Origin of the sequence: Longicatena caecimuris (genome assembly GCF_004341945.1) — a bacterium.
Taxonomy (GTDB): Bacteria; Bacillota_I; Bacilli_A; order Erysipelotrichales; family Erysipelotrichaceae; genus Longicatena; species Longicatena caecimuris.
On the sequence record NZ_SMBP01000026.1, the window covers coordinates 1 to 18,931 of the forward strand.

At 39.8% G+C, this 18,931-nt stretch carries 30 protein-coding genes; all 30 read right to left on the reverse strand.

Annotation, left to right across the window (positions count from 1 at the left end):
- Window positions 1-319: 319 nt before the first annotated feature.
- Complete coding sequence (locus tag EDD61_RS12220; RefSeq protein WP_132225640.1) at window positions 320-1,648, reverse strand: hypothetical protein; 1,329 nt, start codon at window positions 1,646-1,648, stop codon at window positions 320-322.
- A gap of 264 nt (window positions 1,649-1,912) precedes the next feature.
- The gene (locus tag EDD61_RS12225; protein ID WP_132225642.1) at window positions 1,913-4,171 is read right to left on the reverse strand and encodes a bifunctional diguanylate cyclase/phosphodiesterase; all 2,259 of its coding nucleotides are present in this window, start codon (window positions 4,169-4,171) and stop codon (window positions 1,913-1,915) included.
- 392 nt (window positions 4,172-4,563) lie between these two features.
- The gene (locus tag EDD61_RS12230) at window positions 4,564-5,202 is read right to left on the reverse strand and encodes a ribonuclease E inhibitor RraB (RefSeq protein WP_008690065.1); all 639 of its coding nucleotides are present in this window, start codon (window positions 5,200-5,202) and stop codon (window positions 4,564-4,566) included.
- Window positions 5,203-5,261: 59 nt separating this feature from the next.
- The gene (locus tag EDD61_RS12235; protein ID WP_008690066.1) at window positions 5,262-5,840 is read right to left on the reverse strand and encodes an O-methyltransferase; all 579 of its coding nucleotides are present in this window, start codon (window positions 5,838-5,840) and stop codon (window positions 5,262-5,264) included.
- A 13-nt stretch (window positions 5,841-5,853) separates the two neighbouring features.
- Window positions 5,854-6,507: a pullulanase gene (locus EDD61_RS12240; RefSeq protein ID WP_132225644.1), complete on the reverse strand. Its 654-nt coding sequence runs from the start codon at window positions 6,505-6,507 to the stop codon at window positions 5,854-5,856.
- Between the two features lie 119 nt (window positions 6,508-6,626).
- Window positions 6,627-6,992 (reverse strand): 50S ribosomal protein L17, encoded by a 366-nt coding sequence (rplQ, locus tag EDD61_RS12245; protein WP_008690068.1) that lies wholly within the window; start codon window positions 6,990-6,992, stop codon window positions 6,627-6,629.
- Between the two features lie 28 nt (window positions 6,993-7,020).
- The gene (locus tag EDD61_RS12250; protein ID WP_008690069.1) at window positions 7,021-7,980 is read right to left on the reverse strand and encodes a DNA-directed RNA polymerase subunit alpha; all 960 of its coding nucleotides are present in this window, start codon (window positions 7,978-7,980) and stop codon (window positions 7,021-7,023) included.
- A 27-nt stretch (window positions 7,981-8,007) separates the two neighbouring features.
- Complete coding sequence (gene rpsK, locus EDD61_RS12255; RefSeq protein WP_008690070.1) at window positions 8,008-8,403, reverse strand: 30S ribosomal protein S11; 396 nt, start codon at window positions 8,401-8,403, stop codon at window positions 8,008-8,010.
- Window positions 8,404-8,423: 20 nt separating this feature from the next.
- A complete protein-coding gene (gene rpsM / locus EDD61_RS12260) occupies window positions 8,424-8,789 on the reverse strand; it encodes a 30S ribosomal protein S13 (protein ID WP_008690071.1) in 366 nt (121 codons plus the stop codon).
- A 17-nt stretch (window positions 8,790-8,806) separates the two neighbouring features.
- Window positions 8,807-8,923, reverse strand: a complete 117-nt coding sequence (rpmJ, locus tag EDD61_RS12265) for a 50S ribosomal protein L36 (protein WP_008979808.1) — start codon at window positions 8,921-8,923, stop codon at window positions 8,807-8,809.
- A gap of 23 nt (window positions 8,924-8,946) precedes the next feature.
- Window positions 8,947-9,165 (reverse strand): translation initiation factor IF-1, encoded by a 219-nt coding sequence (gene infA, locus EDD61_RS12270; protein WP_008690072.1) that lies wholly within the window; start codon window positions 9,163-9,165, stop codon window positions 8,947-8,949.
- On the reverse strand, window positions 9,158-9,931 hold the full coding sequence (gene map, locus EDD61_RS12275) for a type I methionyl aminopeptidase (RefSeq protein ID WP_008690073.1): 774 nt from the start codon (window positions 9,929-9,931) through the stop codon (window positions 9,158-9,160). Before map ends, infA begins: the two co-directional genes overlap by 8 nt.
- Window position 9,932: 1 nt before the next feature.
- A complete protein-coding gene (locus EDD61_RS12280; RefSeq protein ID WP_132225646.1) occupies window positions 9,933-10,580 on the reverse strand; it encodes an adenylate kinase in 648 nt (215 codons plus the stop codon).
- An 11-nt stretch (window positions 10,581-10,591) separates the two neighbouring features.
- Entirely contained in the window at window positions 10,592-11,881 is a 1,290-nt protein-coding gene (gene secY, locus EDD61_RS12285; RefSeq protein WP_008690076.1) for a preprotein translocase subunit SecY, read from the reverse strand.
- 1 nt (window position 11,882) lies between these two features.
- On the reverse strand, window positions 11,883-12,323 hold the full coding sequence (gene rplO / locus EDD61_RS12290; RefSeq protein ID WP_008690078.1) for a 50S ribosomal protein L15: 441 nt from the start codon (window positions 12,321-12,323) through the stop codon (window positions 11,883-11,885).
- Window positions 12,324-12,339: 16 nt separating this feature from the next.
- Window positions 12,340-12,852: a 30S ribosomal protein S5 gene (rpsE, locus tag EDD61_RS12295; protein WP_008690080.1), complete on the reverse strand. Its 513-nt coding sequence runs from the start codon at window positions 12,850-12,852 to the stop codon at window positions 12,340-12,342.
- Between the two features lie 12 nt (window positions 12,853-12,864).
- Window positions 12,865-13,221, reverse strand: coding sequence for a 50S ribosomal protein L18 (gene rplR / locus EDD61_RS12300; RefSeq protein ID WP_008690082.1), 357 nt, complete (start codon window positions 13,219-13,221; stop codon window positions 12,865-12,867).
- Window positions 13,222-13,242: 21 nt separating this feature from the next.
- Window positions 13,243-13,788, reverse strand: a complete 546-nt coding sequence (gene rplF, locus EDD61_RS12305; RefSeq protein WP_008690084.1) for a 50S ribosomal protein L6 — start codon at window positions 13,786-13,788, stop codon at window positions 13,243-13,245.
- Between the two features lie 21 nt (window positions 13,789-13,809).
- Window positions 13,810-14,205 (reverse strand): 30S ribosomal protein S8, encoded by a 396-nt coding sequence (gene rpsH / locus EDD61_RS12310; protein ID WP_026006681.1) that lies wholly within the window; start codon window positions 14,203-14,205, stop codon window positions 13,810-13,812.
- 24 nt (window positions 14,206-14,229) lie between these two features.
- Window positions 14,230-14,415: a type Z 30S ribosomal protein S14 gene (locus tag EDD61_RS12315; protein ID WP_008690087.1), complete on the reverse strand. Its 186-nt coding sequence runs from the start codon at window positions 14,413-14,415 to the stop codon at window positions 14,230-14,232.
- A gap of 13 nt (window positions 14,416-14,428) precedes the next feature.
- The gene (gene rplE / locus EDD61_RS12320) at window positions 14,429-14,968 is read right to left on the reverse strand and encodes a 50S ribosomal protein L5 (RefSeq protein WP_008690089.1); all 540 of its coding nucleotides are present in this window, start codon (window positions 14,966-14,968) and stop codon (window positions 14,429-14,431) included.
- A gap of 13 nt (window positions 14,969-14,981) precedes the next feature.
- On the reverse strand, window positions 14,982-15,305 hold the full coding sequence (gene rplX, locus EDD61_RS12325; RefSeq protein ID WP_008690091.1) for a 50S ribosomal protein L24: 324 nt from the start codon (window positions 15,303-15,305) through the stop codon (window positions 14,982-14,984).
- Between the two features lie 12 nt (window positions 15,306-15,317).
- Window positions 15,318-15,686, reverse strand: coding sequence for a 50S ribosomal protein L14 (gene rplN / locus EDD61_RS12330; protein ID WP_002607426.1), 369 nt, complete (start codon window positions 15,684-15,686; stop codon window positions 15,318-15,320).
- Window positions 15,687-15,706: 20 nt separating this feature from the next.
- Window positions 15,707-15,967 carry a 30S ribosomal protein S17 gene (gene rpsQ, locus EDD61_RS12335; RefSeq protein WP_008690096.1) on the reverse strand — a complete coding sequence of 87 codons (261 nt, stop codon included), beginning with the start codon at window positions 15,965-15,967 and terminating at the stop codon, window positions 15,707-15,709.
- A 16-nt stretch (window positions 15,968-15,983) separates the two neighbouring features.
- Window positions 15,984-16,184, reverse strand: a complete 201-nt coding sequence (gene rpmC, locus EDD61_RS12340; RefSeq protein ID WP_008690099.1) for a 50S ribosomal protein L29 — start codon at window positions 16,182-16,184, stop codon at window positions 15,984-15,986.
- On the reverse strand, window positions 16,184-16,600 hold the full coding sequence (rplP, locus tag EDD61_RS12345; RefSeq protein WP_008690101.1) for a 50S ribosomal protein L16: 417 nt from the start codon (window positions 16,598-16,600) through the stop codon (window positions 16,184-16,186). Before rplP ends, rpmC begins: the two co-directional genes overlap by 1 nt.
- Before the next feature lie 3 nt (window positions 16,601-16,603).
- On the reverse strand, window positions 16,604-17,398 hold the full coding sequence (gene rpsC, locus EDD61_RS12350) for a 30S ribosomal protein S3 (protein WP_132225648.1): 795 nt from the start codon (window positions 17,396-17,398) through the stop codon (window positions 16,604-16,606).
- Window positions 17,399-17,409: 11 nt separating this feature from the next.
- Window positions 17,410-17,745 (reverse strand): 50S ribosomal protein L22, encoded by a 336-nt coding sequence (gene rplV / locus EDD61_RS12355; RefSeq protein ID WP_008690105.1) that lies wholly within the window; start codon window positions 17,743-17,745, stop codon window positions 17,410-17,412.
- Between the two features lie 14 nt (window positions 17,746-17,759).
- Complete coding sequence (gene rpsS, locus EDD61_RS12360; protein WP_008690106.1) at window positions 17,760-18,038, reverse strand: 30S ribosomal protein S19; 279 nt, start codon at window positions 18,036-18,038, stop codon at window positions 17,760-17,762.
- Between the two features lie 19 nt (window positions 18,039-18,057).
- Entirely contained in the window at window positions 18,058-18,891 is an 834-nt protein-coding gene (gene rplB, locus EDD61_RS12365; protein ID WP_008690107.1) for a 50S ribosomal protein L2, read from the reverse strand.
- Between the last annotated feature and the right edge of the window lie 40 nt (window positions 18,892-18,931).

Genomic DNA, 18,931 nt, shown 5'->3' on the forward strand with positions numbered 1-18,931 from the left:
ATATGAAACTTGCAAGTCGCTCTTGGGTTCGTCGATAACTACGCCCCGAGGGATTTTCACCCTAGATATGTGGCATGCCCGCCACACATGAAAAAAGACATCTATGTGTCTTTTATGTGCCTTTTTAATACTATATATAGAATAAAACAATTGCTTATCTATGAAACACCCTATATATATTATCAAACGATAGATTACTATCTATGCAACTTTCTGTATATATGATAAAAATGATAGGTTACTATCTATGAAACTTCCTGTATATATTATCAAATGATAGGTTACTTATCTATTAAGCTTCTACATAGTTCAATCAACTTCATTTATGATCTACTTTTCTTTCTTTGAATGCTTCCGCATCTTTTTTCCGATATAAACGACGAGAAATTACAAAACCTTTATGGCTCTTAAATTGCTTGTTTAGAAAATCATAATACGCTCCCGGTGAGATGATACCACTTAAATCAAATAAATTTAAACCAATGACACTTAATATATTCGCCATAAAGAAGACACAATTACTGGAAACAACAAAAAATGTTTTCAGCTTTCCTTCTTTAATTTTATAAAACTTTGCACCTGGGGATGTTCGTGTTACCCGGCTGATATAATCATCACAAGGACCCTGATAAGGCAATCCCTTGCGTTTTAAATCTTCATCACTGTAAAAATCTTCAAAGGTCCCAAAAACCTCTAACAAACGATCATTTAAACGTTTTTTCTGCTCTTCGTCTAAAGCAATGCCAAAGCTGATCAGCGTCTTATTTTCATTTTTTAAACAATTATAAATATATGGATTACGATCAGCCATTAAAACAACGCCATCCCCCATCGTGCCAAAGAGATGACGGTTATGGGGATCATAACAACCATACGATATCACAAAGCCACGATAGATTAAATCCGCATGTCCTAACATAGCAGGTCCACTAGGTGCCAGATGAATAAGCACTTCCATATCTACAGGAATATCTTCCTTTATCTCATCAAATTGTTCTTTGATCTGATCCTCTTTGTCTTTATTCAACAAAGTCCTCATAAGATGAGGCGGAATGATGACCGACATGAATGGCGGTACTGCTAATCGTAGCTTTTGATCCAGCTTTTCACCACTTCCCTGTGGAATAATCTCGCGCACCATATCCAACAAGGTATTTCCCCCATAAATTAAAAAATACAGACCGGTAACCACATTGATAATGTCGTTATGATGAAAAGGATTACCAATCAAATAAAAGCTCATGCATAAATCACCTAACAAAAACAGAATGCGAAAGAAGGATATGGTTAAATGATCTTTGATACGAATGTATAAAACAATGATCTTAACAATGGCATGCAATAAGATCCAACTGCCCACAATACGTGGCAGAATGGAATAAAATGCCCGTGGCAGTGCTAATGAGAAAATGATGGCAATACACCAAGTGATAATATCTAAAAGCTGAGAGAAGCGTTTTTCAATACGGCGAAAGTTGATTAGCAAGTTGATTAATTTCAAGATGGCTACTGCGGATATACCAATAACTAAGGTTGTATACAGCCAATTCCATACGGTCAAAGATTCGACAACAAAAGAGCATCCAAGCACGCAGAAAAAGACTCCTGTTAATGCCATTGTTACATAATTGAACTGCTTTTTCAACATGCCTTTTACCTCCCTATATTTTTTAATTATAACAAGAACTATTGTTTTCGTAAACTGCCTTTCTTTCTGTATATGAAACTACCTTTTTTTCCATATATGAAAATGACTATTGTATCAGCGACTTTGTTTACCGTATAAAAGCCATTCCATTCACCAGATAAAGCTTTGAAATTATTGCGTCTTTTATAATACAGCCTTAGGATATCTGGATACTGAAAGTAAAAAAGATACGAATGATCGATTATCAGACGTATCCTTTACGTATTATACACTCATCATTTCAGGATCATCCTGTACGAGTGTTTCAAATTGATCCACTGGAACCGGTTTAGAGAATACATATCCTTGAATAGCATCAGATTCCATACTTTTTAACAACTCTACCTGTGGTATCGTTTCTATCCCTTCGGCAATTGTTTCCATTCCTAATTTCTTAGCTAAACTGATAACTGTTTCAACAATGTCTTCTCCACGTTTATCATTTTCACTACTGAAGAAAACACGATCAAGTTTTAGAATATCCACAGGAATCTCTTTGAGTACATTTAAGGATGAATAGCCACTGCCAAAATCATCCATAGAACATTTATAGCCATATTTATGAATTTCATCTATAATGGTTTTTAACATTTCCAAATTCTCAAATACAACTGTCTCTGTCAATTCTATTTCAATATACTGATCCGGCATTTCATATTTTTGTTGTATCTTTCGATATTCTTCTAAAAAGTTTGGATGATGAATATGATTTCTTGATAAATTTACTGATATCGGATGAGCGATTTTCCCTTCATCGATCCATTTACGTAAGATCTTACATACAACTTCAAAAACATACATATCAAGTTTAATAATAAAATCATTTTTCTCAAAGAAAGGGATAAAGTCATCTGGTGGAATCAAGCCTTTTTCTGGACTGTCCCATCTTACTAAAGCCTCTGAGCCAATAATCTTACCCGTCTTTAAACTAACCTTAGGTTGTAGATATATGATAAATTCTTCTTCATCCAGAGCCTTTTCCATCATGTTTTCCATTTCTTTTTCTTTCAGCAATATCTGATGTTCCAAGTCATTATAGAAAACAATATTACATAGATAATAGTTTGGAATATTTTTATTTGTCTTACGCGCTATATTGGCCTTATCACGTACGACGATTAATTCCTGTGCATCATCTTTTACAATATAACAGCCACAAGATAATGGAATATAATAAGGAAGCTGACGCTCTTGATTATATTTATTAATCTCATCCGCGATGCTGTGTAAACGTTCCTTAATCTTCCCTTCATCAATCGTATGCAAATAAATATTAAAGTTATCCGCATTGACGCGGGTAACAAATTCATCCTTAGCTAAATGTTTCTTGATACACACATATACATGTCGTAATACTTTATCGCCATTTTCACTGCCAAAGCTGGCATTAATTAATTTAAATTTACGCAAATCTAAGGATATAAAAGTATATGGTACAAAGTCTTTCGCTCGATCTAAGAGTTCTTTTTCGAACCGTACTTGCGTAAATCCTTGTGTGATAGGATCAATATAGGCGATATTTGTTATTTCTTTATTCTTTTTATTCGATGTGTACAGTAAAAACGCAATGAAGATAAAGAATACAACCGCTATGCCTAAAGCGAGAACGGCGATTGCAAGACTGATGAAATTTTGAATATTCTGACTATACATCGTAGAAGGTACGATGGATAAAAGATACCAATCACAATTATCTAATGGAGTATAAGTGAGTGTTCGCATATTATCGCCATTTACCTTAAACGTAATGGTACCTTTTTTACGATTAGCAATATCTTGACAAAACTTTTGGAATGTCATTGAAGATGTAATTTCAGCTTTTTGCTGGAAGATGTTCAAAAAGTTATCACCATCAATTAATGCATTTTTATTTTTGGAATGTAAAATATAATCACCATTTTTCGCTATGATATGTGAAAACCCGGTACCTGAAAATGATTCTGTATTCAGCAATAATTTCATGGTTTCAGGTGGTATCCATCCTACGATTGCGCTAATATTATTATCCTTTCCTTTATAAGGTACTGCATAAACAGCCCCTTTTTCATCAAAAATTTTCAACAGCTTATCGCTTACACTCGCTTGCCCATGCATAGCTTTTGCTACACAAGTTAGTTGAGATACATCTTTTAAAGGATGGTTCTTCACCTTTAGCATTCCCTTATGATCAACAGTGCCAATCCATTCAAAAGCTCCACCTTCATAAGCATCATAAAGATACGCTTCATAAGCGGATTCATCCAGATATGCTAAAGAGTTCGATAGCGTTGCTAAGTAAGAAAAATTTGTTTCGACACGTTGCGTCACTTTGTAAGAAGTTTGTTGTGATATTTCATGGAGATAATTATTAACTTCTGTGTTTACGATATCTTTTCCTTTTTGCGTAAGTAAAAAAGATAAACTAATGATAAAAACGATAATTACTACTGTCGAAAAGCCCATCATCTTTCTTTGCTTCTTATTCATCCATATATTTTTTAGCATATTTTTCCTTCAATAACCACACTATTTTTCAGTATACCATAGCAAAAGCAGAAATGTAAAAAATATAACACTTTTTATAACCACTTTTAATCCAAAACTATAAAATATCGTTAAAATATTAAGAATCATTTGGTTATCTTTTTGATTTATGTATACGTAAATACCCTTTGCATAAAGAATGATACTATTCTAAATATATCAAGGTTCCATAGTGTCATTGTATAGAAGAATACTAATCGATTATTCCATAGGAACGTACAGTTTAACTATAAAACCATTTATTATGCATATTCATCTTCCATAGTTATAAAATATACAGAAAAAAAGTCTTAATCCTATTCTATTAATAAATGGGATTAAGACTTTTTCATACATTTACGCTTATCAGCTTTTTAATATACGGCCTTGCTCTGCCATCCTTTATAAACACCTTGATAAGCTGTGGCAACATCTGCCAGATAATAAACATTGGACATCAGTTTTACCTTATCCATCGGTGTGATATGAAGAACGATCAATTCAAATTCTTCACTACCTCTGGTAATAACATATCCACGATTTATCACAACGCTTTTAAACTGGTTCATGCTCTCTTCATCTTGAAATTTTACGACATGCTGTACAGGGCGTTCATGATCATGGACATCCCCTTTTTGCTCCAGTGCTTCCATTCGTGCATCGGTATCTTCTTTCAATAATGCCATTTCTGCTCTGGTCAGATGCGTAAACATTTCATCATACTCTTCTTGTGTTTCCTCTTTTGCTTCATCATCCGATGTGCTTTGCACATCTTCAAATTCATCCAGACTTTCATGAGCCTCTTCAAATGCTTCATTCACTTCTTCACAACAATGTTGTGGATCACTGATCGGTGCTTCTTCAGCTGCATCTTCATTATCTTCAGGCTCATCATCGTACAGCAAACCCTGATCTAAATCAATAATTTGTTTTTCTTCTTCTTTTTTCATTTTGTAAGCAATAAGAGCTGCTGCGCTCCCTAAAACAGCTAAAATTGGAAATATCTTTTTCATTTTATCACCACTTTCATGTTTCTATTGTATCACACTTCAAAGAAAAAAATACATAGAAACTACTTTTTTCTGCTGATCCCTACACCATCTCCAAAATCATAAAATGTCGTATCATAATCCTCACGCTTTTTTAAATACTCAACAAATCGACTGATTTTGGTGACAAGCTGTCGCAGATTCCGATTTTTAATCCGTTCCTGATGTTCGACATACCCATGGAACTTAAGATTATCAGTAATGACATAACCATCTTTTATAAGATTCTTCTCATAGCGTTCAAAAAACTTTATATATTGCGCCTTTGCAGCATCGATAAACAACATATCAAATGATCCTTCCACGGTGGTTTCTAAAGCATCTCCATAAAGCAGTGTGATACGTTCTTCTAAATGTGCTTTGCGTACGTTTTCAACCGCTTTTTGATAGCGTTCCTTATCGCGTTCAATCGTCACGACGTGTATTTGTTCATCCAACAAAGCCATACGAATAGCAGAATATCCAATAGCACTGCCAATTTCAAGAATGTTCGTTAAATGGTGTTGCTGTATAAACGCACATAGAAAAGCAATTCCTTCCGGCTGCATGATTGGGACATTGTATGTTTTCGCATAGTCCTCCATCTCTTCAATTAGTTCCATGATCTCACCTCACTCAATTAGTTTTCGCTGTTGTCTTTTTATCCTCTGTTTTCTTTTTATCCTTATCTTTATCATTAAGATTGACTGGTTTTTTACCCACATGAACTTTAAAGGTTCGTACACTGCGATTTCCACTTTTATCTTTCGCGATAACGCGTATTTTATGATCGCCAGATTTTTTTGTATCCACATTGCCTTCAATACGATAATAATTATTTTGTAAATCCGTTGCTATAGTATAAAGCAATGGTCCATCAACCGGATCGCTGACACTGATAATATTATCTTTGATATCAAATGTACCATTATACGGTATTGCTATACGTTCTTTTTTGAGAATGATTTCCGGTTTTTGTGTATCCTTCACAGTTACCTTTAAATGAATGTTTGTTTTCTCTCCATCTGCGACCACCGCATAAACAAGATCCTGTTCCCCGCATGCATGTACATTTAATATAGGATAGGTAACGATGACGCCATCTGTATTTTTTACTAAGGCTTTACTCGTGATTGTGGTATTCCCATATTCCACTTCTGTAGCATTTTCAATAAAGTTTATCTTTGATGAAGACTTATGATACTTCTCAAAAAGGATAATTCCAATGAGCACCCCTGCCACAAATAGCATTATAAAAAATTTCTTTTTGTTCGTACTATTTTTGATCATTGTGTACCTTCTTTCATTTTCATTCATTTCATCTCAAATTGTATCATGGTTTTTTGCGGGAAACAACTTAATAGTGCTTAAGAAAACGACACCATGTCTCCATGATGTCGTTAGCTTTTTTATTTTACGAGTTCAATGATTGCCATAGGAGCAGCGTCACCACGACGTACTCTTGTTTTCACAACTCTTGTGTACCCACCATTACGATCTTTGTAAGCAGGTCCGATTTCGTTGAACAGTTTCTGTAAAGCTGTCTGACCTGTTTTTTCGTCTACAACAACGTCGCGAACGAATTTAGCAGCCTGACGGCGAGCATGTAAATCACCGCGTTTTGCTAAAGTAATCAGCTCATCAACAACAGAACGCAGTTCTTTTGCTTTCATTTCAGTTGTTTCAATCTGACCATAAGCGATCACTGATGTAGCCATGTTACGTAATAAAGCTTTACGGTGGTCAGCTTTACGTCCTAATTTACGATTCCACATTGGTTGTTAGCCTCCTTTGCGAATAATATTATTCGTATGATTTAAAGTTTAAGCCTAAATCATACAATTTATCTTTAACTTCTTTGAGTGATTTCTTACCTAAGTTACGTACTCTCATCATTTCATCTTCTGTACGCTGTGTTAATTCTTCGACGGTCTGAATACCAGCGCGTTTCAAACAGTTGTAAGAACGTACAGACAGATCGAGATCTTCGATCATCATGACAAGACCCTTGTTCTGCACTTCACCCTGAGCTTCCTTCATGACAGATTCCATATCATTGACAGCTTCATCTACGTTTGTCAGCAGTTCCAAATGATCAATCAGAATCTTTGCTGATAATGCTAATGATTCCGCAGGACTGATGGAGGAATCACTCCATACTTCCAAAGTCACTTTATCATAATTGGCATTCTGACCAACACGTGTAGGATCTACAGAGTAAGAAACCTTTTCAATTGGTGTATAGATAGAATCCGTATAAATGATTCCTAAAGGCTGATTTGGAGTCTGATACAGCTGTTTGTTTGTGTCAGCATTTACATATCCGCGGCCAACACGCGCCTGCAGTTCCATTTCCAACATTCCGCCTTCTTCCAGAGTACAGATGTGCAAATCCTTGCTCAGCACTTCTACGCCTTCTGGACAGTAGATATCTGCACCGGTAACTTCTCCAGGACCTTGTTTTGAAATACGCAATGTATAGATCTCATCATCCTGAATTTTCATGACCAGTGTCTTGATATTCAGGATCATGGTCGTTACATCCTCAACGATTCCTGGAATAGATGTAAACTCGTGGTAAACCCCGTCAACTTTAATTGAAAATACGGCAGCTCCCGGTAAAGAGGAGAGCAAAACACGTCTTAGTGCATTCCCAATAGTTGTTCCGAAACCTCTCTCTAAAGGTTCAAATACAAACTTACCGTAGTGTTTAGATTCATCGTATTCTTTAACTTCAAAATGTGCACGTTCGAATTTTTGCATAGTATACCTCCTCAATTAAGCTTATGATTAACCACGTGGTCGTTTAGGTGGACGACAACCGTTGTGTGGAATAGGAGTTACATCGTTGATCATTGTAATTTCTAATCCCGCAACCTGTAAAGCTCTTACAGCTGCTTCACGTCCAGGTCCTGGACCTTTAACGTTTACTGATACTGTTTTCATACCATTTTCTATTGCTGCTTTACCTGCAGCTTCTCCAGCCATCTGTGCAGCAAATGGAGTGGATTTACGTGAACCCTTGAACCCCAGTGCTCCAGCGCTGGACCATGCTACAGCGTTTCCATTTTCGTCAGTAATAGTAACGATGGTATTGTTAAAAGTTGAATGAATATGAGCACATCCACGAGCAATATTCTTGCGTGCTTTACGTTTACGTGCGCCCGCTTTTACGTTTTTTGCCATTTTAATTTCCTCCTATCGTCCTATTTCTTTTTGTTTGCTACTGTACGAACTGGACCTTTACGCGTACGAGCATTTGTTTTTGTTCTCTGTCCGCGAACCGGTAAACCTTTACGGTGACGGATTCCGCGGTAGCATCCGATTTCCATCAGACGCTTAATGTTTAATGCAACCTCACGACGCAAATCACCTTCTACTTTGATAGAATCTACTTCGTTACGGATGGCATTAATCTGTTCGTCAGTTAAATCTTTTACACGGATATCTTCGCTGATTCCCGTTTTTGCCAGAATCTGTTCCGCAGTTGGGCGGCCGATTCCGTAAATGTACGTTAATGATACTACTACGCGCTTGTCGCGTGGTAAGTCAACACCTGCAATACGAGCCATTTTACATTACACCTCCATTAGTTTCCTTGTCTTTGTTTGTGTTTTGGGTTTTCGCAAATGACCATGACACGGCCTTTACGTTTGATAATGCGGCACTTATCGCATATTGGTTTGACAGATGGTCTTACTTTCATGCGTCTTCCTCCTTATTCACGACTTATTTGTGTCGGAATGTAATTCGCCCACGTGTTAAATCATAAGGTGAAATTTCAACGGTTACACGGTCCCCTGGTAAAATGCGGATGTAGTGCATGCGGATTTTACCAGAAACGTGAGCCAGTATTTCGTGTCCGTTTCCCAATTTCACTTTGAACATTGCGTTTGGTAAAGTATCAATTACTTCGCCATCCATTTCAATAACATCTTGCTTACCCATTACTTGGATGTTCCTCCTCTTTTATCTCTGTGAGTATTTCATACCCTTTTTCTGTGATCACGATCGTATGCTCGTAGTGAGCTGCCAAGCCACCATCTTTGGTGACGACACCCCAACCATCCGCAAGTGTTCGTGTATGTGGCCTGCCTGCTAAAACCAACGGTTCGATTGCAAGCGTCATGCCTTCTTTAAGCAGAATGCCATGACCTGCCGGGCCGAAATTTGGAACTGTCGGATCTTCATGGACGGAAGTTCCAATACCATGTCCTGCATAATCTCGTGGCAAAGAAAAGCCATGCCCAAAGACATACTCTCCGATTGCATGAGATATATCAGTTAGATGATTCCCAGCCTTTGCCATTTTTAAACCTTCATATAAAGATTCTTCGCTAATTCTCAGAAAGGCTTTTGTTTCCTCGCTGATATTACCGACAGCATATGTCCATGCTGAGTCACCATGATACCCTTGATAACAGGCACCGATATCTACTGAAACAATGTCCCCGTCATGTAACATCGTATCATCTGGGACACCATGTACCATGACAGAATTTACAGATATACATGCAGCAGCTGGAAACCCGTATAAACCCTTAAATGACGGTATCCCGCCATGTTTTCGTATCGTGTTTTCCACGATTTCATTGATTTTTTTCGTAGTGATTCCAGGCTGTATAACTGTTTGCGCTGCACGATGTGCAAGCGCAACAATTATACCTGCTTTTTTCATGAATGTCAACTCCTGATTTGACTTCGGAATGACCATTTTAGTCCTCCAACGCTTTCAGGACATCGCTCCAGACGTTTTCGATTGGTTGATCGGCATTGATTCTTGCGACAATTCCTTTCTGCTCATAGTAATCCAGAACAGGAGCTGTCTGTTTGCTGTATTCATCCAGTCGTACGGTAAGACTTTCTACCGTATCGTCTTTTCGCTGATATAGATCTCCACCACATACATCACATTTACCTTCTACCATAGGAGGTTTGGATTGTAAGTGATAGATCTCTCCGCACTCTTTACAGAGACGGCGGCCGGTGATTCTGCCAGCCAGAACATCAAAGAGAATATCCATGGCAATGACTTTGTCGATGGATAATGCCCCATCGCCAGCCAATGCATCAAAGGCCTTTGCCTGTTCTAAAGTTCTTGGATAGCCATCTAGAAGAAAGCCGTTTTTCTTATCTTCCAGTTTATCCAGATAGCTTTTCACCATATTGTTTACCAGTTCATCAGGGACGAGCAGTCCTTTGTCCATATAGCTTTTCGCTTCAAGACCAAGTTCTGTACCATTCCCGATTTCACTGCGGAAAATATCTCCTGTTGAAATATGATTCACATTAAATTTTTCAACGATTTTTGCGGACATCGTACCTTTACCGGCACCAGGACCGCCCATAATCAAGATATTCATAGGTTCACCTTCTATCTCTGAAGAAATCCACGGTAGGACTTCTGCGTCAGACGACCTTCGATCTGTTTCACGGTTTCCATTGCAACACCTACGACGATGATGATACCAGTACCGCCGATACCCATAGAGCTAGGCAGATTTGTAAATAATGGAAGAGCATGAGGCAGAACTGCGATGAAAGCCAGTCCAATTGCGCCTAATACCGTGATTCTGTTTAATACCTTGTTAATGTAATCTTTGGTTTCCGTACCAGGACGGATACCAGGAATATATGTTCCTGATTTACCTAAGTTCTCGGCAATCTTTTCCGGATCTACCTGTAACTTCGTATAGAAGAAGGTAAATAACAGAATCAATACCACATAGATAACCAGGCTCACTGGTGTTTGCATACCCAGGTAATACTCTACGGTACTTACCCATTCAGCAGCCGTTACCATCTTAATGATGGAAAGTGGCGCCACCATGATAGCAGAAGCAAAGATAACAGGAATTACACTGGCTGAATTGATTTTCAGCGGCAGGTATGTCATGTCTTTCTTGCGTGTTGTTACCGTGCTGGATGTATACTGAATTGGAATCTTACGTTCCGCTGTCTGCATGAAGACAACAAAGATGATGATCAGCAGATAGCATAACAGGAAGCCGCCAAAGCTCAAGATTCCATTAAAGGTTGCAGAACTGCTGGATGTATCGACAAGCGTTCCCCAAGCTGTTGCGAACTGATGTGGAAGTCTTGCGATAATGCCAGCGGCGATGATCATAGATACCCCATTGCCAACACCCTTCATCGTAATACGGTCACCGATCCACAAGATGAACATGCTGCCACCTGTTAAGATCGTTGCAATATAAAGGATGCTTGACCAACCATTGCCATTGACCAGTAAATCCGGATAGCTTCTTGAAAAGCCATATATTAGCGTTGAAGCCTGGAAGAAGCTCAAGACAACTGCCAGGTAACGTGTATAACGATCAATTTGTTTTTTACCGGATGCGCCGCCTTTGGCAAGTTCTGTCAAAGCCGGAATAACATCCATGGATAATAACTGAATAATAATAGATGCGGTGATGTAAGGGCCGACTCCCATAGCAAAAATGGACATCTGTTCCAGACCTCCACCACCAAGCAGGTTGATCATATCAAGCAGTGAATTGCTGGATTTCGTCAGCGATGTCGTATCTACGCCCGGTACAGTGATTGCTGTACCAAAGCGGAAGATAAACAACATGGCAAGAGTAAAGAATATTCGATTACGAATATCTTTATTCTTGAACATGCTGGTAATCGTGCTAAGCATACTAGATAACCTCTGCTTTTCCGCCTGCTTGCTCGATTATCGTTAAAGCTGATTTAGAGAACTTGTTAGCTTTCACTGTCAGTTTCTTTTCTAATTCACCTTCGCCTAAGATCTTGATTCCATCTAATTCTTTTCTTACCAGACCGCATTCAATCAACAGTTCTGGAGTTACTTCCGTACCATCTTCAAAACGATTTAAAGATGCTACATTTACGATTGCATACTCTTTACGAGTAAAGTTTGTAAAACCACGTTTAGGCAAACGTCTTGCTAATGGTGTCTGTCCACCTTCAAAACCTAAGCGAACGCCTCCGCCAGATCTTGCTTTCTGACCTTTATGTCCTTTACCAGCAGTTTTACCGTTACCAGAAGCATGACCGCGTCCTACACGGTAGCTTGCTTTTCTGGCACCTTCTGTATATGTCATTTCATGTAATTTCATGTTCTAATTCCTCCTGTTAACCGCGAATTTCTTCTGGTTTTTTACCACGGAGACGAGCAACATCTTCAATCGTTTTCAGATCTTTTAATGCTGCAATCGTAGCACGAACCATGTTGATTGGCGTACGGCTTCCCAGACATTTAGACAGGATATCGTTGATACCAGCCAGTTCCAATACGGCACGTACAGGACCACCAGCGATAACTCCGGTACCTTCTGTAGCAGGGCGCAGGAAGATTTCTCCAGCTCCGTAACGTCCAGTGATTTCGTGAGGAATGGTAGTTCCTACGATAGGTACGTTGAATACGTTTTTCTTAGCGTCTTCAACAGCCTTTTTAATAGCATCAGGAACTTCGTTTGCTTTTCCTGTACCAAAGCCGACACGGCCTTTTTTGTCACCGATGACAACCAATGCAGCAAAACGGAAGCGGCGTCCACCCTTTACTACTTTAGTTACACGGTTGATGGTAACGACGCGTTCTTCAAATTCTTTTTCAACGTCGCGATTTCTTCTTGGTTTACGTTCCATTCGCATAACCTCCTAAAATTTCAAGCCGGCTTCTCTAGCCGCTTCAGCCAAAGCTTTAACTCGACCGGTGTAAACATATCCACCACGGTCAAATACAACATTTGTGATATTCTTTTCAAGTGCGCGTTTCGCAACCTCAGCGCCAACGGTTTTGGCAGCTTCAACGTTACCACCGTTTTCCAGTTTCATTTCAACACTGCTAGCGGCTACTAATGTAGTACCGTTAACATCATCAATGATCTGCGCGTGAATGTGGCTGTTTGAACGGAAAACGTTCAGGCGGGGACATTCAGGAGTACCGCTGATTTTGGTACGAACACGCAAGTGACGGCGTAAACGCTCATCATTTCTAGATACTTTCTTAAGCATTGTTCAATTTCTCCTTTCCCACTATTTCTTACCTGCTGTTTTACCTTCCTTACGACGAACATATTCACCTTTGTAGCGAATACCTTTGCCTTTGTAAGGTTCTGGTTTTCTTACAGCACGAACATTTGCAGCGAATTCACCGACACGCTGTTTATCAATTCCGGACACTTTAATAGCTGTCGCAGAAGTACATTCTACGCTCAATCCTTCTTCGATAGCAAATTCAATTGGGTGGGAGTAACCAACATTCAGTGTCAGTTTCTTACCGCTTACGGCAGCACGGAAACCGATACCAACCAATTCCAGTTCTTTGGAATATCCGTTAGTAACACCTTCAACCATGTTAGCCAGCAGAGCACGTGTAGTACCATGCAGCTGTTTTGTGTGTTTCTGTTCGTTTGGACGTGTTACGCTCAAAACGTTTTCTTCAATTTTAATACCCAATTCCGGGTTAAACTGACGAGTTAAAGTTCCCTTAGGTCCTTTAACAGTCACCTCATTCCCAGCAGCGATGTTTACTTCAACGCCAGCAGGAATGGTAATCGCTTTATTACCGATACGTGACATTCTTCTTTACCTCCGTCTAGATTACCACACGTAGGCGATAACTTCGCCACCAACGTGTTTAGCTCTAGCTTCTTTATCTGTCATTAAACCATGAGATGTAGAGATGATTGCAATACCCAGACCGTTCAATACGCGAGGAACTTCGTCCACTTTTGCGTAAGCACGTAAACCAGGTTTAGAAACTCTCCGTATTCCATTGATTACTTTTTCGTTGTTAGGTCCATATTTCAGTGTAACATTGATGGTTTTCTTAACGTCACCTTCAACGTTGTAATCTGTAATAAAACCTTCTTCTTTTAAAATCTTTGCGATTTCGATCTTTTCTTTATTTGCAGGTACTTCTACAACTTCGTGACGAGCCTGAACTCCATTACGAATTCTAGTCAGCATATCTGCAATCGGATCTGTCATTATCATCATGACTGTATTCCTCCTATCTGATTACCAGCTCGCCTTTTTTACACCCGGAATCTGACCCTTGTAAGCCAGCTCGCGGAAGCAAATACGGCAGAGTTTGTATTTACGTAAAACTGAGTGAGGACGGCCACAACGTTCACAACGTGTGTACTCACGCACCTGGAACTTCTGAGGACGTTTTGATTTATTAACCATTGCTTTTTTTGCCATACTGTAAGTCCTCCTATTTCTTGAAAGGCATGCCTAATTCTTCAAGCAGCGCCTTTGCTTCTTCGTTTGTTTTTGCAGTAGTAACGATAACGATATCCATACCACGTACTTTGTTAACCTTATCGTAGTTGATTTCTGGGAAGATCAGCTGTTCTTTAACACCCAGTGTGTAGTTTCCACGGCCATCGAAAGATGTTGTAGAAACACCACGGAAGTCACGCACGCGTGGCAATGAGATGTTCATCAGCTTATCCATGAAATCATACATCTTCTCTTTACGTAAAGTTACCTTACATCCGATAGGCATACCTTCACGCAATTTGAAGTTTGCGATAGATTTCTTTGCTCTTGTGATAACTGGAGCCTGTCCAGTGATCTGTGCCAATTCAGCTACGGCTTCGTCCAATACCTTTGGATTCGCGATTGCTTCACCGATACCCATGTTGATAACGATCTTATCTACATAAGGAACTTCCATAACTGACTTGTAGTTAAACTTTTTCATTAAGTTAGGCACAACTACATCTGTATATTTCTGATTTAGGCGGTTCATCCTTTAACCTCCCCTACTTAATTTCAGCGCCGGTTTTTTTATAGACGCGAACCTTTGTTTGATTGCCTTTTTTGTCTTCTTTGATTTCAAATCCAACACGGCTGGCTTTCTTAGCCTTGCTATCGTAAGCCATAACATTGCTAACATGGATTGGCATTTCTTTTTCAATAATGCCGCCATCTGGATTAGCCTGAGATGGTTTCAAGTGTTTTTTTACAACATTTACACCTTCAACGATAACTTTGTTTTCCTTAGGGAAAACTTTGGTTACTTCTGCAACAGTGCCCTTGTAAGCACCTGTAATAACCTGAACCTTATCACCTTTTTTGATTTTCACAAAGACACCTCCTTACAGCACTTCTGGTGCCAAAGACACAATTTTCATAAAGTCTTTGTCACGCAGTTCTCTTGCTACTGGCCCGAAAATACGAGTTCCACGAGGTGTGTTATCGTCTTTGATCAGGACAACAGCGTTGTCATCAAATTTGATGTATGTTCCGTTGTCACGGCGAACGCCACGTTTTGTACGTACGATTACACCTTTGACTACGTCACCTTTTTTTACAGTTCCACCAGGAGCAGCCTGCTTAACAGCACAGACAACGATATCCCCGATGTTTGAAAACTTACGAACGCTTCCACCTAAACAGCGGATAACCAATACTTCTTTGGCACCTGTGTTGTCAGCGACGCGTAATCTACTTTCATTCTGGATCATGAATGTCTACCTCCTAGCGCCTACAGCTGTACAGCTTTTTCGACGATTTCAACCAAACGGAAACGTTTTGTAGCAGACAATGGACGAGTTTCCATAATAACTACCTTATCTCCGATTTTCGCTTCATTGTTTTCGTCATGAGCTTTAAACTTCTTAGAATATTTTACACGTTTTCCATATAATGGATGTGTTTTCTTTGTTTCAACGACTACAGTAATCGTTTTATCCATCTTATCGGAAACAACTGTTCCACGATATACTTTACGGTTAGATCTTTCCATAACTTAGTGATCCTCCTTAATCCTGATTGCTAAGCTCGCGCTCAGTCAATACGGTTTTCATACGGGCAATGTCTTTCTTCACGGTTTTTAAGCGTGCAGTGTTCGTCAACTGTCCGGTTGCTTGTTGGAAACGAAGATTAAAAAGTTCATCTTTAAGCGTTTCGATCTGTTGTGCAATTTCAGTGTTACTTAACTCTCTGATCTCTTTCGCTGTCATTATTTCTCTTCTCCTTTTCTAACAAATTTCGTCTTCACTGGCAGTTTGTGAGAAGCCAGACGGAATGCTTCACGTGCAACTTCTTCTGGAACACCAGCAATTTCAAACATCATACGTCCTGGTTTTACAACTGCTACCCATCCTTCAGGTGCACCTTTACCAGAACCCATACGTACTTCAAGAGGTTTTTTCGTTCTTGCCAAGTGAGGGAAGATACGAATCCAAACTTTACCACCACGTTTCATATAACGTGTCATGGCAATACGGGCAGCCTCGATCTGGCGGTTACTTACATAAGCACCAGTGTCAGCCATCAGACCATATTCACCAAAAGATACTTCACGACCGGCTTTCGCACGTCCTTCGTAGCTTAAACGGTGAGGTCTTCTATATTTTGTTCTCTTAGGCATCAACATAATTTAGTTTCCTCCTTCCGCTTTCTTAGGAGCATTTCCAGCAGCGTTGTTTCTCTGGCTGTTGTTGCGGTTACGGTTGTCGTTACGATTTCCGCCACGGTTGTTGCGACGGTTACGACGACGATCGTTCATATTGTTCTTAGGAGCTTCTGGTTCCTGAACCATCTGTCCTGGCAATACTTCACCACGGCAGATCCATACTTTAACACCTAAACGGCCATACTGAGTAGAAGCTTCTTCCCAAGCATAGTCGATGTCAGCACGCAATGTATGCAGAGGTACAACACCTTCGCTATAACCTTCAGTACGTGCCATATCAGCTCCGCCTAAACGTCCAGATACAGCAGTCTTGATACCTTTGGCACCAGCACGCATTGTTCTCTGGATAGCTTTTTTCTGAGCTGTACGGAAGCTTGCACGCTGTTCCAACTGGTCAGCAATGCTTCTAGCAACCAAACGAGCATCCAAATCTGGATTAGCGATTTCCAGAACTTTTACATAGATGTTCTTTCCACTGGTTAATTTTTCCAGTTTCTTCTTCAAGTTTTCAATGTTTTCACCGTTTGTTCCGATGATCACACCAGGACGAGCTGTACGGATCATGATCTCAACACGGTTTTTAGAACGTTCAATTTCAATTCTTGATACGGAAGCTGCCTTCAGTTCAGAGAATAAGAATTCACGAATTTTAACATCTTCCAGTAAAAGATCGGCATAATCTTTGTCAGCATACCATCTGGATTCCCAGTCACGGATAACACCGACACGCATTCCGATCGGACTAACTTTCTGTCCCATGAGCTACCTCCTTAATCACGCTCGTCAACCACAACAGTGATGTGGCTGGTGCGTTTGTGGATCGCACTTGCAGATCCTTTTGCACGTGGCATGAAGCGTTTCAAAGTTACACCTTCGTTTGCATAACATGCTTTCACGTATAATTTTTCTTCATTCATATCGTTGTTGTTAACGGCATTTGCTACCGCTGACTTCAACACTTTTCCTACAGCTTCCGCAGCTACGTTTGGTGTAAACTTTAAGATTGCGGCAGCTTCTTCAACGTCTTTCCCACGAATCAGATCGATTACAAGGCGAGCTTTTCTAGGTGGGATACGTAATGTCTTTGCGCATGCTTTAACTTCCATTCTACGTTTCCTCCTTATCTCTTAGCTTTCTTGTCATCAGCGCCGTGTCCAGCATATTTGCGGGTTGGCACGAATTCACCAAGCTTGTGTCCTACCATATCTTCTGTAACATAAACAGGCAGATGTTCTTTTCCGTTGTAAACGGCAAATGTATGTTCCACAAACTGAGGGAAAATCGTTGAACGACGTGACCAGGTTTTAATAACTTGTTTTTTACCGGCAGCATTCAGTGCTTCTACCTTCTTCATCAGATGGTCATCACAGAATGGGCCTTTTTTCAAACTACGACTCATTTTTCATTTCCTCCTTTGCCTATTTGCCATTACGACGACGAACGATTAATTTCGTTGACGCTTGTTTTGCTTTACGTGTTTTCACACCCATAGCTTTCTTGCCCCAAGGAGTCATTGGTGATTTACGTCCTACTGGAGTACGTCCTTCACCACCACCATGAGGGTGATCGTTAGGGTTCATAACAGAACCACGAACTGTTGGGCGGATACCTCTCCAACGGTTACGTCCGGCTTTACCGTAGTTAACCAGACTGTGGTCTTCGTTTCCGACAGAACCGATGGTTGCGCGGCAGTTAGACAAAATTTTACGAACTTCTCCAGATACCAAACGAACAGTAGCATACTTTTCTTCGATACCTAAGATCTGTGCAGATGCACCAGCGGAACGAGCCAGCTGACCACCTTTACCAGGTTTTAATTCGATGTTGTGGATGAAAGTTCCTTCTGGGATATCTTTCAGTTCCAATGTGTTACCAACTTTGATGTCGGCACCTTCTCCAGAAACAACTGTCATTCCAACAGTTAATCCTTTAGGAGCAATGATGTAACGCTTTTCACCATCTGCATAGTTTAACAGAGCGATGTTAGCGGAACGGTTTGGATCGTATTCAATTGTTGCAACACGAGCAGGGATACCGTCTTTATTACGTTTAAAGTCGATGATACGGTAAGCACGTTTGTGTCCGCCACCCTGATGACGTGTTGTAATACGTCCGTTGTTATTACGTCCACCTTTACTATTTAAAGGGGCAAGTAATGATTTTTCTGGTTTGTTTGCTGTAATCTCTTCACGAGATAAGCTGGTCATACCACGGCGACCTGGAGTGGTCGGCTTATACTTCTTAATTGGCATGTGTCAATTTCCTCCTTACGCAATATTTATTCAGGAAATA

Excerpts from the sequence above, each read along its gene's own strand:
- map (WP_008690073.1), bottom strand. The coding sequence starts at position 9,931 with ATGGTCATTCCGAAGTCAAATCAGGAGTTGACATTCATGAAAAAAGCA.
- rplO (WP_008690078.1), bottom strand. The coding sequence starts at position 12,323 with ATGAAATTACATGAAATGACATATACAGAAGGTGCCAGAAAAGCAAGC.
- rpsK (WP_008690070.1), bottom strand. The coding sequence starts at position 8,403 with ATGGCAAAAAACGTAAAAGCGGGCGCACGTAAACGTAAAGCACGCAAG.
- EDD61_RS12280 (WP_132225646.1), bottom strand. The coding sequence starts at position 10,580 with ATGAATATCTTGATTATGGGCGGTCCTGGTGCCGGTAAAGGTACGATG.
- rplF (WP_008690084.1), bottom strand. The coding sequence starts at position 13,788 with ATGTCACGTATCGGTAATAAAGCGATTACCATTCCTGCTGGCGTTGAA.
- rpsS (WP_008690106.1), bottom strand. The coding sequence starts at position 18,038 with ATGAGTCGTAGTTTGAAAAAAGGCCCATTCTGTGATGACCATCTGATG.
- rplB (WP_008690107.1), bottom strand. The coding sequence starts at position 18,891 with ATGCCAATTAAGAAGTATAAGCCGACCACTCCAGGTCGCCGTGGTATG.
- rplR (WP_008690082.1), bottom strand. The coding sequence starts at position 13,221 with ATGCTTAAGAAAGTATCTAGAAATGATGAGCGTTTACGCCGTCACTTG.
- infA (WP_008690072.1), bottom strand. The coding sequence starts at position 9,165 with ATGGGTAAGCAAGATGTTATTGAAATGGATGGCGAAGTAATTGATACT.
- rpsC (WP_132225648.1), bottom strand. The coding sequence starts at position 17,398 with ATGGGACAGAAAGTTAGTCCGATCGGAATGCGTGTCGGTGTTATCCGT.
- rplP (WP_008690101.1), bottom strand. The coding sequence starts at position 16,600 with ATGTTGATGCCTAAGAGAACAAAATATAGAAGACCTCACCGTTTAAGC.
- EDD61_RS12220 (WP_132225640.1), bottom strand. The coding sequence starts at position 1,648 with ATGTTGAAAAAGCAGTTCAATTATGTAACAATGGCATTAACAGGAGTC.
- EDD61_RS12240 (WP_132225644.1), bottom strand. The coding sequence starts at position 6,507 with ATGATCAAAAATAGTACGAACAAAAAGAAATTTTTTATAATGCTATTT.
- rpsQ (WP_008690096.1), bottom strand. The coding sequence starts at position 15,967 with ATGGAAAGATCTAACCGTAAAGTATATCGTGGAACAGTTGTTTCCGAT.
- EDD61_RS12250 (WP_008690069.1), bottom strand. The coding sequence starts at position 7,980 with ATGCAAAAATTCGAACGTGCACATTTTGAAGTTAAAGAATACGATGAA.
- rpsH (WP_026006681.1), bottom strand. The coding sequence starts at position 14,205 with ATGATAATGACAGATCCGATTGCAGATATGCTGACTAGAATTCGTAAT.
- rplQ (WP_008690068.1), bottom strand. The coding sequence starts at position 6,992 with ATGTGGAATCGTAAATTAGGACGTAAAGCTGACCACCGTAAAGCTTTA.
- rpsM (WP_008690071.1), bottom strand. The coding sequence starts at position 8,789 with ATGGCTCGTATTGCAGGTGTTGACTTACCACGCGACAAGCGCGTAGTA.
- EDD61_RS12315 (WP_008690087.1), bottom strand. The coding sequence starts at position 14,415 with ATGGCAAAAAAAGCAATGGTTAATAAATCAAAACGTCCTCAGAAGTTC.
- EDD61_RS12230 (WP_008690065.1), bottom strand. The coding sequence starts at position 5,202 with ATGAAAAAGATATTTCCAATTTTAGCTGTTTTAGGGAGCGCAGCAGCT.
- rpmJ (WP_008979808.1), bottom strand. The coding sequence starts at position 8,923 with ATGAAAGTAAGACCATCTGTCAAACCAATATGCGATAAGTGCCGCATT.
- rpsE (WP_008690080.1), bottom strand. The coding sequence starts at position 12,852 with ATGGAACGTAAACCAAGAAGAAATCGCGACGTTGAAAAAGAATTTGAA.
- EDD61_RS12235 (WP_008690066.1), bottom strand. The coding sequence starts at position 5,840 with ATGGAACTAATTGAAGAGATGGAGGACTATGCGAAAACATACAATGTC.
- rplE (WP_008690089.1), bottom strand. The coding sequence starts at position 14,968 with ATGAACCGCCTAAATCAGAAATATACAGATGTAGTTGTGCCTAACTTA.
- rplN (WP_002607426.1), bottom strand. The coding sequence starts at position 15,686 with ATGATCCAGAATGAAAGTAGATTACGCGTCGCTGACAACACAGGTGCC.
- secY (WP_008690076.1), bottom strand. The coding sequence starts at position 11,881 with ATGCTTAGCACGATTACCAGCATGTTCAAGAATAAAGATATTCGTAAT.
- EDD61_RS12225 (WP_132225642.1), bottom strand. The coding sequence starts at position 4,171 with ATGCTAAAAAATATATGGATGAATAAGAAGCAAAGAAAGATGATGGGC.
- rpmC (WP_008690099.1), bottom strand. The coding sequence starts at position 16,184 with ATGACAGCGAAAGAGATCAGAGAGTTAAGTAACACTGAAATTGCACAA.
- rplV (WP_008690105.1), bottom strand. The coding sequence starts at position 17,745 with ATGGAAGTTAAAGCATGCGCAAAGACATTACGTATCCCACCTAGAAAA.